A 15754-nucleotide genomic window follows, 5' to 3' on the forward strand; every position below is an offset into this window, starting at 1 on the left:
CGAAAAAAACAGAAGGGCCTCCCATGCGGAGGCCCTTCTTCTTATGTGCGCGAAACCCGCCGCGCCGGACCTCGTGCCGATTTCTTGATGAAGTTTTCGTGACAAACGACAGTCGCCGCGCACGCCGTGCGTCTAGGTATCGGTACGCAGCAGCGACATGAAGGCTCTCCACCATGAGCCGCTGCCACGCGAGCTTCATCCTTGAGAACCGAGCTGTAAATGCATGACATGAAGAAGAACGCCCCACCGACCTGCTGGAGAGCGGTGTGGCTGGCGGTGATGGCGATCGGTGCCCCGGCGGCAGCGTTCGCACAAGCACCTGCCGCTGTCTCCACGCCGGCCGCGACCTCGGCCACCCCACCGGCCGCGCCCGCGGCCGCCGAACCGGCCCGCAAGGTCGACATCGCCGAATACATCGTGCGCGGCAACACCGTGCTGGACGCCCGCGCCATCGAGAAGGCGGTCACGCCCTTCCTCGGCCCCGAGCGCACGCTCAAGGACGTGGAGGGCGCGCGCGACGCGCTGCTCGCGGCCTACCAGGCGGCGGGCTACCAGTCGGTGTACGTCGACCTGCCCGAACAGCAGGTCACGCAGGGCGTGGTGTTCCTGCAGGTCAACGAGACCCGCGTGGGCCGCGTGCGCGTGGTGGGCGCCGAGTACAACTCGCCGCTCGACGTGCGCGACCAGGTGCCGGCGCTGAAGGAGGGCGGCGTGCCCGACTTCAACAAGGCCCAGGCCGAGCTCACCGCGCTCAACCGCAGCCCCAAGCGCCAGGTGATGCCGCTGGTGCGCCCCGGCACCATGCCGGGCACGATGGACGTCGACCTGAAGGTCGAGGACCAGAGCCCGTGGCGCGCCAGCGTCGGCCTGAACAACGACTACAGCGCCGACACGCGCAAGCTGCGCGCCAGCGCCTCGCTGGGCCACGACAACCTCTGGCAGATGGGCCACAGCGCCTCCATCAGCTTCTTCGGCGCGCCGCAGGACCTGAACCAGACGCAGGTGTTCTCGGCCTCGTACAACGCGCCGCTCAAGGGCACGAACTGGAGCCTCGAAGCCAACGCCTTCGTGTCCGACAGCAACGTGGCCACCGTGGGCGGCACCACCGTGCTGGGCAAGGGCCACTCGATCGGCCTGAAGGCCACCTACACCGTGCCCAACACCGGCAACTGGTGGCATGCCTTCAGCGTGGGCGTCGACTTCAAGAACAACAAGGAAGCGCTGACGCTCAAGGGCAGCGGTGACACGGTGCCGCTCAAGTACGCGCCGATCACGCTGTCGTACTCGGGCTTCCGCCAGACCGACAAGAGCCAGTACGGCGTGGGCGTGTCGCTGGTGGCGGGCACGAGCAGCTCGTTCAAGTACGGCAGCGACTGGGCGGCCTTCGACTACAAGCGCTACAAGGCTTCGCCCAGCTTCATGGTGCTGAAGACCGACCTCAACGGCGCGCACAGCTTCGAGGGCGGCACGCAGGTGGCCTTCCGCGTCAACGCGCAGATGACCGATTCGCCGCTCGTCTCGAGCGAGCAGATCGCCGCGGGCGGCATGAACTCGGTGCGCGGCTACCTCTCGGCCGAGGCCACCGGCGACTACGGCGTGGTCGGCTCGGTCGAGCTGCGCAGCAAGCCGCTCGCCTTCCTGGGCAGCACCGTCGAGAACTGGCGCGTGTACGCCTTCGCCGACGCCGCGCGCCTGCGCCTGAAGAGCCCGCTGCCCGAGCAGGCCGAGCGCTTCTCGCTGTATTCGGTGGGCGTGGGAACGACCTTCAAGGTGGGCACGTATTTCTCGGGCCGCGTCGACATCGGCTATCCGCTGGTCGACGGCCCGCGCACCAAGAAGCACGACACGCAGGTGAATTTCAGCATCACCGCGAGCTACTGACCGAACGAACGACCGACGGCAACAGCCATTCCTCTTTTCGATTTTTTTCTCATTCCACGAGCTTTCCGGAGAACCCTGTCATGCGACGACTTCTTTTCATCGCGCTCACGCTGTTGAGCACGCTCCTGCCGGGCCTGGCCCATGCCTGGTGGCAGGCCGAATGGGCCTACCGCAAACCCGTCACCATCGACGGCGGCCCGCAGGCCGGCGCCATCGGCAGCGATGCCGGCCGCGTGCCGGTGCTGGTGCGCCTGCACACCGGCAACTTCAAGTTCGAAGGCGTGAGCGAGACCGGCGCCGACCTGCGCTTTGTCGCGGGCGACGACAAGACCGTGCTCAACCACCAGATCGAACAGTTCGATCCGCTGCTGGGCATGGCGCTGATCTGGGTCGACGTGCCCAACGTCTCGGCCGGCACGCCGCAAAAGCTGTGGATGTACTACGGCAACCCCAAGGCCCCGGCCTCGGGCAACGGCCAGCGCAGCTTCGACCCCGACTACACGCTGGTCTACCACTTCGCCGAAGGCGCGGTGCCGCCGCGCGACACCACCGCCTACGGCAACAACGGCCAGACCGCGGCGGTCCCCGTCGAAGGCACGGTCATCGGCAAGGGTGCCCAACTCGGCAACGGCGCGCTGATGCTGCCCGCCACGCCCTCGCTGGCCGTGACGGCCGGCGGCACGCTGACCTTCTCCGCCTGGATCAAGCCCGACTCGCTCGGTGCGCGCCAGGCGATCTATGCGCGCCGCGACGGCGCCGGCGAACTCGTGGTCGGCATCGACCAGGGCGTGCCCTTCGTGCAGGTGAACGGCCAGCGCAGCACGCCCGGCCAGCCGGTGCAGGCCGGCCAGTGGTCGCACCTGGCGGTGAAGGCCGAGGGTGACAGCGTCGCGCTGTATGTGGGCGGTCGTCCGGCCGTGTCGCTGGCCGCGAAGCTGCCCGCGCTGAACACCGCTGCTGCGCTCGGTGCCGATGCACCGGTCGCACCTGCTGCACCCGGTGCTGCGCCCGTGGCCGGCTTCGCCCCGTTCACCGGCGCGATCGACGAAGTTCGCCTGTCGAAGGTCGCACGCCCCGACGCGCTGCTGCTGGCCGATGCCGTGTCGCAAGGCGCCGAGTCGCGCCTGGCCGCTTTCGGCCCCGACGAGCAGCAGGCGGGCAAGAGCCACTTCGGCTTCATCCTGGCCGCGATGCCGCTGGACGCGTGGATCGTGGTCGGCCTGCTGGGCCTGATGATGGCGCTGTCGTGGGCCATCATGATCGGCAAGGGCCGCAACTTCGGCGCCACCTCGCGCGCCAACGCCACCTTCATCGAGCACTTCCGCGAAGCCGCCGGTGCGCCGCTGGACCGCCTGGCCACCAACAACACGGTGCCGCAGGAAGTGCGTGCCGATTCCTCGCTGTGGCGCCTGTATGAAGTGGCCATCGAGGAGATGCGCCGCCGCCATGACCGCGGCTACGACCTGAACGCCGTGTCGGCCTCCACCATCGGCGCCATCCGCGCCGCGATGGACGGCGTGATGGTGCGCGAGACCGAGCGCATGTCCAAGCGCATGAACTGGCTCTCGACCACCATCGAAGGCGCGCCGTACGTGGGCCTGTTCGGCACCGTGATCGGCATCATGCTGGTGTTCGTGGTGGCGGCCATGGCCGGCGCCGTGGACATCAACTCGGTGGCGCCCGGCATGGCTGCGGCGCTGCTGTGTACCGCCGCCGGCCTGGGCGTCGCGATCCCCGCGCTGTTCGGCTACAACTGGCTGGCCTCGCGCTCGGACGCCATCGGCGCCGACATGGCCGTGTTCGTCGACGAGTTCGTCACGCGCCTGGCCGAAGAGCAGGGCGAGGGCCGCTCGCTGCCGGTGGCCGTGCAGGCGCGCCGCGCCTGAGGACCGCGCACCATGGCAAACACAGCCGCGAAGTTCGCCGTGCGCAAGCGCACGGGCGGCATCAACATCACGCCCTTCGTCGACGTGCTGCTGGTGGTGCTGGTGATCTTCATCCTCACCAGCAACGCCAGCATCCCGGGCATCAAGGTCGACCTGCCCAAGGCCAGCGCCTCGGTGGCGCTGGAGAAGCCCAAGACCAAGGCCATCACGATCGACAACGCGGGCAACGTGTTCCTGGACGCCTACCCGGTCACGCTGCCCGAGCTCGAAGAGCGCCTGCGCACCGAGAAGGCGCTGTCGCCCGACTTTCCCGTGATCGTGCGCGGCGATGCCAGCGTGCAGTACGCGAAGGTGGTCGACGTGCTCGACCTGCTGCGCCGCATCGAGCTGAACCAGATCGGCCTCGTGACCGGCAAGCAGAAGTGAGGACCGGAGCGTGAACCCTCGCGACCCGATTTCTTCTGCCTCGCCCGCGCCTCGTACGAGTGGCACGGGTGGAACGGCCGCGCTGTGGCGCCGCTGGGGCGGGGTGGTCATCGGCCTGGCGATCGTCGTGGCGCTGGCGCTGCTCGTGTGGCGGCTCTTGTCCGACACCGCGAGCCAGAAGCGCGTGGTGGCCGACGCGCCCACGCTGATGCTGCCCCCGCCCCCGCCACCGCCGCCCGAACCCGAGAAGCTGCCCGAGCCCGAGCCGGAAAAGATCAAGCCCGAAGTGGTCGAGCCCGAGCCCAAGCCGGTCGAGCCGCTGGAAGCGCCCAAGGACGACGCGCCGCCCAGCCCCTCGAAGGACCTGGGCGACCCGGTGACCATGGACAGCGCCGGCCAGGCCGGCAACGACGCCTTCGGCATCCAGGCCGGCAGCGGCGGCGGCATGAGCGGCACCGGCGGTGGCGGCGGCCTGGGCAGCGGCTCGTACGCGCGCTACGTGTCGAGCATGTTGCAGCAGGCGCTGTCGCGCGATCCGCGCACGCGCCAGCTGGTGTTCGACGACATCCAGATCGACCTGTGGCTCGGCGCCGACGGCAAGACCACGCGCGCCCAGCTGGTGCGCGGCACCGGCACCGAGGACATCGACGAGGCCGTGCTGGCGCTGGTGCGCGGGCTCGATCGCGTCGACGAACGTCCGCCGGCCTCGATGCGCTTTCCGATGCGCGTGTCGATGAAAGGCCGCCGGCCATGACTTTCCATTCCTGTACGGCCGACGCCCGGCCCGACTCCTTTCCTCCAGTGAACGAAGCGATGAACACCCTGCACAACATTCTCCCGCGCCGGGGCGCGATGCCGGCCCTGCGCCAGTGCGCGCTCGCGGCGGCCGTGGCCTCCGCCTTCGTGCTGTCGGCCGGCACCGCCATGGCCCAGTCCGCCGCGCCCGCCGGCGAATCCGCCATGGTCAAGCTGATCCGCGGCCTTATCCAGAGCGGCACGCTCGCCAAGGACGTGGGCGAAGCGCTGCTGGCGCAGGCCCAGACCGAGGCCATCGCCGCGCAGCAGGCGCAGCGCCAGGCGGCCGTGTCGGCCACCGCCGCATCGGCCACCGTCGCGGGCGGCATGCGCCTCGAAGCGGGCGACGTGCGCGTGCCCTACATCTCGCAGACCGTGCGCGACCAGATCCGCGACGAGGTCAAGGCGCAGGTCATGGCCCAGGCCAAGGACGAAGGCTGGGCCGCGCCCAACGAAACGCCCGAGTGGAGCAAGCGCATCCGCTTCGAAGGCGACGTGCGCGTGCGCAACGAATCGCGCAGCTACGCCGGCAACAACAGCGACATCGAGATCAACTGGCCCTCGCTCAACCAGGGCAGCGGCTACGACGTCAACCCGAACACCAACCTGTCGCTGCCGTCGATCCTGAACACGCGCCAGGACCGCCGCAACCTGTTCCGCGCCCGCGCACGCGTGGGCCTGCTGGCCGACCTGTCGGAGAACACAAAGGCCGGCGTGCGCCTGGCCTCGGGCAGCGATGACAGCCCCGTTTCCACCACCACCACGCTGGGCGGCGGCCTGGGCAAGAAGAGCGTGTGGCTCGACCAGATGTGGATCTCGCACAAGCCGACCGACTGGCTCACCGTGACCGGCGGCCGCTTCGGCAACCCCTTCATGTCGACCGACCTGTTGTATTCGAGCGACCTGAACTTCGACGGCATTGCCGCGCAGTTCGACAAGAAGCTCGCCTCGAACCGCGACCTCTCGCTGTTCGGCACGCTGGGCCTCATCCCGCTCGAATACTCGGCAGACGGCTCGCCCACGCGCAGCCAGCGCAAGATGAAGAGCGAGAACAAGTGGCTGCTCGGCGCACAGGTGGGCGCCGACTGGAAGATCAACGAAGACAACCGCGTGCGCGGCGCGCTGGCGTACTACAACTTCCGCAACGTCAGCGGCAAGGTCTCCGAGCCTTGCGCGCTGTATGCGGGCGCCGACGGCTGCAGCACCGACTGGTCGCGCCCGGCCTTCATGCAGAAGGGCAACACGCTCATGCTGCTGCGCGACATCTCGCTGGACCCGCTCAACCCGGCCGGCACGCCGCAGCCGCAGTACGTGGGCCTGGCCTCGAAGTTCCGCCTGATCGACCTGAACCTGCGCTGGGACACCCAGGTGGCCGGCAACAACCTGCGCCTGGACGCCAACTTCGTGCGCAACACGGCCTACGACGCCAACGACATCTGGAACCGCGCGGGCATCCGCGGCGCCATCGTCAACAACTTCGGTCCCACCGGCGGCACCAGCAAGTCCGACTTCAAGAGCGGCGGCAACGCCTACATGCTGCAGGCCACCTACGGCAAGCCGGCACCGGCCGCGCGCGGCGACTGGAACGTGCTCGCGGGCTACAAGCGCATCGAGCCCGACGCCATGCCCGACGGCTACAACGATTCGAGCTTCCACGGCGGCGGCACCAACGCGCGCGGCTACTTCCTGGGCGGCTCGTACGCGATCGACAAGAACATGTGGTTCACCGGCCGCTGGATCTCGACCAAGGAGGTCTACGGCCCGCCGCTGTCGATCGACACCTTGCAGCTCGAATTCAATGCGCGTTTCTAAGAAGGAGTCCGCCGTGTCCCGAACGATCTTCCCGGCGCTGGCCCTGGCCGCGCTGGCCGCCACGGCCGGCGTCGCGCAGGCCCAGCAGCCGCAGGGCCAGAGCATGGAGGAGCGGCTGCGTGCGCAGCTGCGCACCACCACCACCCAGCTGCAGCAGGCGCAGAACGAGCTGGCCGCGCTCAAGGCCGGCCAGCCCGCGGGTAAGGCGCCTGGCGTTGCAGCTCCCGCGTCCGAGCTCGAGACGCTGAAGAAGGAACTTGCCGCCAGCCAGGCCCAGCTCGCGTCCGAGCGCCACGCGCGCGGGCAGGTCAGCGCCGGCAACGCGCAGCTGCGCGAGCAGGCCCAGGCCGCCAGCGAGAAGGCGGGCGCGCAGATCGCGCAGTTCCGCGGCGCCTACGACGAGCTGCTGAAGATGGCGCGCGCCTCCGAGGCCGAGCGCCAGCGCCTGGCCGGCGAGGCCGCGCTGCAGCGCACCGCGCTCACGCAGTGCGAGGCCAAAAACACGCAGCTGTATGCCGTCGGGCAGGAAGTGCTGCGCGCCTACGAAACCATGGACGTGGGCAGCGTGCTCGCCTCGCGCCAGCCCTTCGCGGCGCAAAGCCGCGTCAAGTACGAACAGATCGCGCAGCAGTACGGCGACAAGCTCTACGAGAGCCGCTTCGACGTGCGCGCGGTGAGCGCGCCGGCGCCAGCGGCCGCTGCCTCCGCTACGGAAGGAAAGCCCCAATGACCCAGACCCAATCCACTTCCGCAGCCGGCCTCGGCCGACGCCTGCGCGCGGCAGCCGGCGTGCTGCTCGTCTCGTCGGTCGGCGTGGCCGCCGCCCAGCAACCCGCCGCGCCCGGCCCCGCCGTGGTCGCGCGCATCGGCGAAGTGACCATCGGCCCCGACGAGGTCGAGAAGCTGCTGCAGACCCTGCCCGAGACCGAACGCGCTGCCGTCAAGGCCGACCGCGCGGGCCTCGACGGCTGGCTGCGCCAGCGCCTCGTGAGCGAAGCGCTGCTGCGCGACGCCCGCGCCAAGGGCTGGGCCGACCGGCCCGATGTGAAGGCCAAGATCGACGCCGCCACGCGCGAGATCACCGCGCGCATCGTCGCCACCAGCTACCTCGAATCTGTGAGCCAGGTGCCCGCGGGCTTTCCGTCGGACGCCGAGGTGAAGGCCGCCTACGACCAGGGCAAGACCGGCTTCAACCTGCCGGCCGCCTACCGCGTGGCACAGATCTACCTGGCCACGCCCGAACGCGACCCGGCCGCCATCGCCAAGGTGCGCGACGAAGCCAACCGCCTCGCCAAGCAGGCCCGCAGCGGCGACTTCGCCGCCGTGGCGCGCACCAGCTCGCAGGACCGTCGCAGCGCCGAGCGCGGCGGCGAGGTCGACACGCTGCCGCTCGCGCGCATCCTGCCCGAGCTGCGCGACACCGTGGCCAGGCTCAAGCAGGGCCAGGTCAGCGAACCGGTGCAGGCCGAGGCCGGCTTTCACATCGTCAAGCTGCTGGACATCCAGCCTGCGCGCACCGCCACCCTCGAGGAAATGAAGCCGCAACTGCAGGCCGCGCTGCGCCAGCAGCGGCAGCAGCAACTCGTGCAGGCCTACATGGCCCAGCTGGCGCCGCCGGCGCAACTGAGCATCGACAGCGCCGCGCTCGACGCCGCGCTCAAGAAAACCAACTGAACCCGTTTCCCCTTTTTCCTGAAAGAAGAACCACACCATGAACACCACCGCCACGATCCCGCAAGCCGACGACCAGGCCGCCACGCCGGTGCCTTTCGACATGCTCGACGCCGTCACGCCTGACCAGGTGTCGGACGCCATCAAGGCCGCCGGCGGCGCTGTCACCGCCATCGAACAGGATGGCGTGGTGCGCCTGCACAGCGCCAGCCACGGCATCGGCTTCCAGGTGCTGTGGGGCAATGCCGTCACCACCACCCAGTACACCGACTTCACCCTGAGCTGCCCGCTGCGCGTGCAGGGCGGCACGCTGCCCGAGGCCGTGCTCGCCGCCTGGCACCGCAGCAAGCGCTTTGCGCGCGTGGCGCAACACGGCGACTTCGTCGTGCTCGAGATGGACGTGGTCGTGGCCGGCGGCGTCAGCCCCGCCTACCTGGCTTTTGCCGTGCGCCTGTGGATGCAGATGATGGGCGAGTTCTTCCTGCACCTGCGCAACTACGGCCCCGCCGCCGAGACGCGCGGCGATGCGGCGAATGCCGACGCCGCTGCTGCTGCCACCGCCGCCGTCCAGGGTGTGCCCGCCGCCGCGTGATGCCACTGCCCATGCGCGCCGCATCCGGCCTGTCCGTGGACGACCACCACCATCCCTCGCACGACTCGCCCACGGGTCGCGCCATCCAGGCCGCGGCGCGCCAGGCCCAACGCGCACGCCGCGCCGAAACCGTGCGGCTGCGCCAGCGCGCCGCGCTGCTCGAGCTGCTGGTGCAGACCATGGCGGAGCTGCACATCTCGATGGCCGAACTCAATGCGGCGCGCAAGGCGCTGGCGCCTGCGTGGCGGCAGGTGGGGGACGGGGGCGCCTCGCTCGATCGCGATCTGGAGCGTTGAGGGCGTGGCGGTGGGGCCGCGAAGGGTAGGGCAGAATCGCCCGACCTCTTCGTTCGATCTCGCCACTTGCTGGTAGCCACGGAATGAAAACTTCAGGACTGCGTCGGGTTGCACTGGGCGCCTTCACGTCCGTGCTCCTTTCCTCCATGGGCCATGCGGAGATCTACAAGTGGGTCGACGCCAAAGGCCAGACGCACTACACCGAGCGCAAGGCCGATGCAGGCGACGCCAGGACCGAGGAACTGAAAGTCTCCCCGCCACCCGACACGTCGAATACCTTCACGCCGCCCACAAGTGACTGGCGCCCACGTGACCGGTCCGGCCTCCCCACGTCGACGAAGTCGCCTTGGCCCCCTGGCCCACCCGAACGCAAGGGACCCAAGGCGGTTTCGGACGGCATCGACCACGGCACGAATGCCTCGCGATGCGCGCTGGCGCGGGACATCCTCAGCGGTGCCCGAGCGCGCCGCAACAAGCCCACCGACGCCTACGATCGCGAGGTGGCGCAGAACGACATCAAGGCGTTTTGCAACGCGCGGTGAGGGAGATGTCGCTCAGGCGTTGGCGACCCAGCCTCTGAATGCCATGCCCGCATAGAACAAGCGGACGTTGGCGAAGCCCGTCTCCTCCAGCAGTGCCTCTTCCTGTTCCGGGCTGAGCAGCGTCAGCGTCGAATCGATCGCGGAGGCCGCCTTGCGCGCGTTGTCCGGATCGACGCCGGAAGCTGCCGCGAAGGCGACGTAGCGCGAGAGCCACAGCTCTCGCTCCCCATCCGCCTGGGGAAAACTGAGATGCGCCATGACGAACGGTGCACCGGGCTTCAGTCGACGGCGAATTTCCATCAGCGTCGACCTGCGTTCATCGAGCGTCAGGAAGTGCATCGTCAACAGGCAGGTCGCTGCATCGAACGGGCCTTCGGGTGCGGTGTCGGTGTAGCCGTGGTGCAGCGTGACCCGCTCGGCGAGCGCACCGAGCGTTTCCGCGGCGAGGTCGAGCATGGGCTGCGACGGATCGACGCCGACGAAATGCCATCGGGGATGCGCCTGCGCGAGCACCTCCAACTCCATGCCACCGCCGGCGCCGATGACCAGCACCTTGGCCGCATCCGGCGCACGCTCGGCGACGAGCAGGGTCGCCATTGTCTGCAGGTCGTGCAGGCCTGGCACCAGGCGGGCGGTTTTCTCGGCGTAGTTGTTGGTGGTGGATGACGTGCTGAAGGCGGCGGTGGGTTGGGACATGGAGGCAGTCTATGTTGACGTTGTGCCCTTGACACGGAAGGACTGATTGGTGGCGTCCAGGCGCATCGTCAATGCAGTACTTCATTCGAAAGGCCTGCACCTCGCTCGCCACTTACCCGCTGATACGATTCCAAGCGGATCGAGGAGAAACCGATGAGTACATCGAAATACAGCAGATGGCCCGTGTGCGTGGCGAGCTTGGGCATCGCTTTGGCACTTTGCGGTTGCGCAGGTGTTCAGCCCGACAACCTTCAATCCATAGACACAAGCCGGACCCTGCGGGTCAAGGATTCCTTTTCTTATGAGGCGTACTACCGGGTCACAGGAATCCGTTGGCGGTGGACGCTCGCTCCTGGCCAGTACGCAGCCCAAAAGCAGGATCGGATCGGCGTGTACTACTTGGGTCCCGCTCAATGCCTGAGCCAAACACTGGTCGAGGCGGGTTGGGGAGAGAGGCAGTCGATGGTCGGAAAGACCGTCGGATCATTCGGCTGCGGAATCTATGTTCCGCACGATTCGACTCAAGAGCCCAGGGTTTTCCTGTTGGTCGGCTCGTGGCAGTCCTACCCCGAAGGGCGAGCACCGGTTCCACAGGACGTATTTCCGGACGCCAGCGTGACGACCGCAATGGTTGCCGCTACGGTTCCTGCCGCCACACCTCTGCAAGCAGGGATTGGCGGCGCTATCGGTGGCGTCGTGGTCGGAGCCTTGGTGGCGGCGGAACAGGGGAACTACGCCGTGCATAGAGATCAGCCGGCGGGAGCTGATCTGCGACGTGCACTCTCCTCGAACTGAGAATGAGCGGCCCAATCAAATTGCTGCGCTTGCTGCTTGCGATCCATGTTGCGGCGATGCTGGCCGGGTGCGCGTCGACCATTGCGATCTCCTCACTGAGCAGGCCGAGCAACCCGCTGGACGCCATCAAGGTCTCGGCTTTTACTTACGGAAAAGGCCAGCTAGGACTCGATGCAGGGGTGTACAGGATCGAATACGAAAGTCTCGACGGCTATTACTACAGAGGGCCAGGGCTTGTGGTCCAAGTGCCTCCCGCAATCAACTCCAACAAGGTGAACTACCCCGACAGCAAGTTCCCCGGCGGACTTTTTGTTTCTCGATCCAAGAATGCCGATGGCTATCGGCTCTACTACTACCAACTTAACATCCCGGGCGCATCAGGTTCCCCTGAAGATTGGGAGATTCAGATGCTCACGCAGGAGGTGACAGCCTCGTCGACTCCGTTGACCGCAGGCATCGGGGCCGGCTTGGGTGTGGGCTTGGTCAATCATCTGATCGATAGCGGGCGAGGGCAGATCGTCTTGATTCCCGCGACGGGTGAGTTGGACATCGCGTCGTACACGTCGTCGCCCTAGGCGAAAGCCAAGGGCGACGACCGGGCGAAGAAACTCCTGCGACTGTCGGAAAGAAGCAGACTTTCAGAAGCAGGCAGGCCTCGGTTTCCTTCAGACCTATTTCGAGGAATAGGTGACCTTCACCACGAAATCCTGCCAAGGATACGCACTGCTAAACAAGGACCTGGACACAACCTGGCCCCGGAGTGGTCCCTCTACTGGGACTTCGATCTTCATGTTGCGATCGTAGGGTTTTCCTGCGGTTGTACTTACGGTTTTCTCGTAAAGCAGGCACGACTCGTAGTTGCCGGCTGCGGTTTGCAGGGGGTGCGTCCCGCCATACGCGAACACCGTCGTCAGTTCATAGACCTGCTCAGGATCAGGAGCGCCGGGCGGACCGCCTACCGGAGTGAACACCGAGGTCGCCTTCATTCGGTATTTTTGCGTCACATCTTGCCCTTGCTTCATGTTCAAGGGACGCGCGAGAGGCGGATCGAAAACGAGGGTATCGGTTCTCGACCCAGTAGAGTCGCGCAAGGTAATGCGCCTGCCGTAGGTCACAACGTTCCCATCGACCAAGTCTGTGAATTCGGTGTCGCTGAATCGGACACGTTCGACAATGACTCCGTCAGATTCAGAAGTAATCGCGATGGGATTGAACCCAGCAAACGGCTTGCGCCCTTCAAGCTTGTAGTAGACCTTCTCTGCCCCAAGTGCCGGTTCGAGAATCAGGTTTCGTTGGAACTCTGCCTCCAGCACTGTTCCATCCCGAAAGTCTGCTTCGTTCGTGCAAGCTGCTGCGGTTGGAGCTTCCGCAGGAGGTGGGGGCGGATCGACTGGTGGTGGTGCAGGTGGCGGAGCTGATCCAGTTGACGGTGGTGGCGCTACTGGCAACAACGGAAATCCGCCGCCGCCACCGCCACCTCCTCCGCCCCCTCCACATGCCGCCACTGAAATAGCAACGGCCGCCATCGTCGTCACCGCTCGTACGCGCGACAAGGCGCAATGCTCCCTCTGTTTCATGTACTCCTCCTCGTTTATGGAGGACGGATCATATGAGACGTGCCAATCCAATCTATGACGACCTTGTGACGAGGTGGCGCACTTCAAATCGAGTCTTCAATTCAGCCACAACTGCCGGTGTTGAAGACGGATCAAAACGTCGTCTCTTCTATTGAGGCCGACGCGCCGACGCCACTAATCTTGCTATCCGCATGCACCTGCGCGAGCGCATATATTCGATGCGGCGCAACTCTTCGTTGCAGGAACAGAATTGGAAGTTGCACATGAGGATTCAATCCGCTCGCATCAAGACACTCAGGGCTGAAAGTAAGTAACCATGCACGAAATCATCTGCCCCCATTGCAGCAAGGCATTCAAGATCGACGAAGCCGGTTACGCGGACATCCTGAAGCAGGTGCGCGACGGCGATTTCGAGAAGCAGCTGCACGAGCGGCTGGAACTGGCCGAGCGTGACAAGCGCGCCGCCGTCGAACTCGCCCAGACCCGGGCCGCCGGCGAACTGCAGAAGGCCGCTGCCGCCAAGGACGGCGAGATCCAGGAACTCAAGGCGAAGCTCGAGGCCGGCGATGTCGCGCGAAAGCTGGCCGTGAGCGAGGCCCTGGGCGCCGTGGAACGGGAACGCGACGCGCTCGCCAACGAGCTTGAAAAGGCCAAGCAGGACAAGCTGGCCGCCACCGCGCTTGCCGAAGCACGGCACGTGGGCGAGCTGCAGAAGAGCGCCGCCGCGAAGGACGTGGAAATCCAGGAACTGAAGGCCCGGCTCGACGCCATCGAAGTGGCGAAGAAGCTCGCGATCAGCGAGGCCGTCAGCGTGGTCGAGAAGGAGCGGGATCAGTGGAAGAGCGGCCTCGAGCGGGCGGAGCTCGAGAAGCAACTCGCCGAGAAGTCGCTCAAGGACAAGTACGAAACGCAGATCAAGGACCGCGACGACGCGATCGAGCGGCTGCGCGACATGAAGGCGCGCCTGTCGACCAAGATGGTGGGCGAGACTCTGGAGCAGCACTGCGAGACCGAGTTCAACCGCATCCGGTCGATGGCGTTTCCCCGCGCCTACTTCGAGAAGGACAACGACGCGCGCACGGGCAGCAAGGGCGACTACATCTTCCGCGACGCGGACGAGGCGGGCACCGAGATCGTCTCGATCATGTTCGAGATGAAGAACGAGAACGACCGCACGGCCACGAAGAACAGGAACGAAGACTTCCTGAAGGAACTCGACAAGGACCGCACCGAAAAAGGCTGCGAGTACGCGGTGCTGGTGTCGCTGCTCGAGCCCGACAACGAGCTCTACAACACCGGGATCGTCGATGTGTTCCATCGCTACCCGAAGATGTATGTCGTGCGCCCGCAGTTCTTTTTGCCCATCATCACGCTGCTGCGCAATGCGGCGATGAACTCGCTCAAGTACAAGTCGGAGCTGGCGCTGGTGAAGGCGCAGAACATCGACATCACGAAGTTCGAGACCGAGCTGGAGACCTTCAAGGCCGCCTTCGGCAGGAACTACGACCTGGCCCACGGCCACTTCCAGAAGGCGATCGCGGAGATCGACAAGTCGATCGATCACCTGCAGAAGACCAAGGAAGCGCTGCTCGGCACCGACCGGAATCTTCGCCTTGCGAACGACAAGGCGCAGGACGTGACGATCAAGAAGCTGACGCGCGGCAACCCGACGATGGCGGCCAAGTTCGCCGAACTGAAGAAGCTCGGGTCTTCCGAGACGGAATGACGCTGGCGCCGGCGCTACCCAGGAAATACATGAACCACATCACCATCGACTACCGCCAGGACGTGCCCCTGGACCCGGCCGACGTCGCCCGCGTCTTCGACCGGTCCGGCATCAAGCGCCCCACGAACGATCTCGCCCGGATCGCGCGGATGTTCGCCGCGCCCAGCCTCCTGCTGTCGGCCTGGGTCGACAACGAACTGGTGGGGCTGTCGCGCTCGCTGACCGACCACGCGTACTGCTGCTATCTGTCGGACCTGGCGGTGGACAAGAAGTACCAGGGCCACGGCATCGGCCGGGAACTCGTGCAGCGCACGCAGGCCATCATCGGCGACGAGGTGTCGCTGATCCTGCTCTCGGCACCCGACGCGATGTCTTACTACCCGACACTCGGCTTCGAGCTGGCGCAGAACGCGTACGTCATCCGGCGCAAACGCTAGAAGCCGCTACGGCGACCGCCGTGATCCCGCCAGCCCCGCTTTGGCATCCAATAGGTGCCCGAGCGGCAGCGCCGTCTCCGACTTGATCTCGCGCAGCACGATGCTCGAGCGCACGTGCGTCACGCCGGGCAGGCTGAACAGCACCTCGTGCAGGAAGCGCTCGTAGTGCTTCATGTCGGGCACGGTCACGTTGAGGATGTAGTCCGCGGGCCCGGTGGCCGACACGCAGCGGATGATCTGCGGGCTCGCGGCCACGGCTTCTTCGAAGCGCTGCACCATCGCCTCGCTGTGGCGGTCGAGGTTCACCTCGGCCACGGCCGACACGTGCAGGCCCACGTGCTCGGGGTCGACGAGCGCGGTGTAGCCGCGGATGACGCCGGCCGCCTCCATGTCCTTGATGCGCTTCCAGCAGGGCGTGGGCGACAGGCCGACGGCCTCGGAAATCTGCTGCACGGTCTGCCGGCCGTCATGCTGCAGTGCAGAAAGAATCTTGAGACAATGCTCGTCAAGAGAAATAGAACCAGCGTTCATCGCAGTTTTTGAGTGAATTTTTCTTCAAACAAGGGTCTGCGCCAGTGTATTGAAGAAACACTTACTTGGGGGGGCGCAGAACAATTCCGGG

Annotated in this window: 17 protein-coding genes; 14 read left to right on the forward strand and 3 right to left on the reverse strand. The window is 66.4% G+C overall.

The annotated features are described in order from the left end of the window. The first annotated feature begins 228 nt into the window (after window positions 1-228). From AC3WQM_RS00545 to AC3WQM_RS00590, 10 genes are all read left to right on the forward strand, one after another. Entirely contained in the window at window positions 229-1881 is a 1653-nt protein-coding gene (locus tag AC3WQM_RS00545; protein WP_492676489.1) for a ShlB/FhaC/HecB family hemolysin secretion/activation protein, read from the forward strand. Window positions 1882-1961: 80 nt separating this feature from the next. Then, window positions 1962-3767: a DUF2341 domain-containing protein gene (locus AC3WQM_RS00550; RefSeq protein ID WP_492676490.1), complete on the forward strand. Its 1806-nt coding sequence runs from the start codon at window positions 1962-1964 to the stop codon at window positions 3765-3767. A gap of 12 nt (window positions 3768-3779) precedes the next feature. Further along, entirely contained in the window at window positions 3780-4193 is a 414-nt protein-coding gene (locus tag AC3WQM_RS00555; protein ID WP_062474100.1) for an ExbD/TolR family protein, read from the forward strand. Between the two features lie 10 nt (window positions 4194-4203). After that, window positions 4204-4947, forward strand: coding sequence for an energy transducer TonB (locus tag AC3WQM_RS00560; protein WP_492676491.1), 744 nt, complete (start codon window positions 4204-4206; stop codon window positions 4945-4947). Beyond that, window positions 4944-6800, forward strand: coding sequence for a putative porin (locus AC3WQM_RS00565; RefSeq protein WP_492676492.1), 1857 nt, complete (start codon window positions 4944-4946; stop codon window positions 6798-6800). The genes AC3WQM_RS00560 and AC3WQM_RS00565 overlap by 4 nt, the downstream gene beginning before the upstream one ends. A 13-nt stretch (window positions 6801-6813) precedes the next feature. After that, window positions 6814-7530: a hypothetical protein gene (locus AC3WQM_RS00570; protein WP_492676493.1), complete on the forward strand. Its 717-nt coding sequence runs from the start codon at window positions 6814-6816 to the stop codon at window positions 7528-7530. Further along, entirely contained in the window at window positions 7527-8474 is a 948-nt protein-coding gene (locus AC3WQM_RS00575; RefSeq protein WP_492676494.1) for a peptidylprolyl isomerase, read from the forward strand. The genes AC3WQM_RS00570 and AC3WQM_RS00575 overlap by 4 nt, the downstream gene beginning before the upstream one ends. Window positions 8475-8511: 37 nt before the next feature. Then, a complete protein-coding gene (locus tag AC3WQM_RS00580; RefSeq protein WP_492676495.1) occupies window positions 8512-9063 on the forward strand; it encodes a YbjN domain-containing protein in 552 nt (183 codons plus the stop codon). Window positions 9064-9074: 11 nt separating this feature from the next. Further along, the gene (locus AC3WQM_RS00585; protein WP_070061194.1) at window positions 9075-9359 is read left to right on the forward strand and encodes a hypothetical protein; all 285 of its coding nucleotides are present in this window, start codon (window positions 9075-9077) and stop codon (window positions 9357-9359) included. 83 nt (window positions 9360-9442) lie between these two features. Next, on the forward strand, window positions 9443-9901 hold the full coding sequence (locus AC3WQM_RS00590; RefSeq protein ID WP_492676496.1) for a DUF4124 domain-containing protein: 459 nt from the start codon (window positions 9443-9445) through the stop codon (window positions 9899-9901). Window positions 9902-9913: 12 nt separating this feature from the next. Here the strand turns inward: AC3WQM_RS00590 and AC3WQM_RS00595 are convergent, their stop codons facing one another. After that, a complete protein-coding gene (locus AC3WQM_RS00595; RefSeq protein WP_492676497.1) occupies window positions 9914-10597 on the reverse strand; it encodes a class I SAM-dependent methyltransferase in 684 nt (227 codons plus the stop codon). A gap of 153 nt (window positions 10598-10750) precedes the next feature. On the opposite strand from AC3WQM_RS00595, the gene AC3WQM_RS00600 reads away from it, so the two are divergent. Continuing rightward, window positions 10751-11392 (forward strand): hypothetical protein, encoded by a 642-nt coding sequence (locus tag AC3WQM_RS00600; protein ID WP_492676498.1) that lies wholly within the window; start codon window positions 10751-10753, stop codon window positions 11390-11392. A gap of 2 nt (window positions 11393-11394) precedes the next feature. Then, complete coding sequence (locus tag AC3WQM_RS00605; protein WP_492676499.1) at window positions 11395-11967, forward strand: hypothetical protein; 573 nt, start codon at window positions 11395-11397, stop codon at window positions 11965-11967. A gap of 96 nt (window positions 11968-12063) precedes the next feature. On the opposite strand, the gene AC3WQM_RS00610 is transcribed toward AC3WQM_RS00605, so the two are convergent. After that, window positions 12064-12705, reverse strand: a complete 642-nt coding sequence (locus AC3WQM_RS00610; RefSeq protein WP_492676500.1) for a hypothetical protein — start codon at window positions 12703-12705, stop codon at window positions 12064-12066. Window positions 12706-13285: 580 nt separating this feature from the next. On the opposite strand from AC3WQM_RS00610, the gene AC3WQM_RS00615 reads away from it, so the two are divergent. Beyond that, window positions 13286-14695, forward strand: a complete 1410-nt coding sequence (locus tag AC3WQM_RS00615; protein WP_095745864.1) for a DUF2130 domain-containing protein — start codon at window positions 13286-13288, stop codon at window positions 14693-14695. A gap of 29 nt (window positions 14696-14724) precedes the next feature. Continuing rightward, window positions 14725-15132 carry a GNAT family N-acetyltransferase gene (locus AC3WQM_RS00620; protein WP_159271371.1) on the forward strand — a complete coding sequence of 136 codons (408 nt, stop codon included), beginning with the start codon at window positions 14725-14727 and terminating at the stop codon, window positions 15130-15132. 6 nt (window positions 15133-15138) lie between these two features. Here AC3WQM_RS00620 and AC3WQM_RS00625 read toward each other — a convergent pair whose 3' ends face one another. After that, the gene (locus AC3WQM_RS00625) at window positions 15139-15663 is read right to left on the reverse strand and encodes an Lrp/AsnC family transcriptional regulator (RefSeq protein WP_492676501.1); all 525 of its coding nucleotides are present in this window, start codon (window positions 15661-15663) and stop codon (window positions 15139-15141) included. Window positions 15664-15754: the final 91 nt, after the last annotated feature.

This window comes from Variovorax sp. FW301-JW7 (assembly GCF_058788795.1).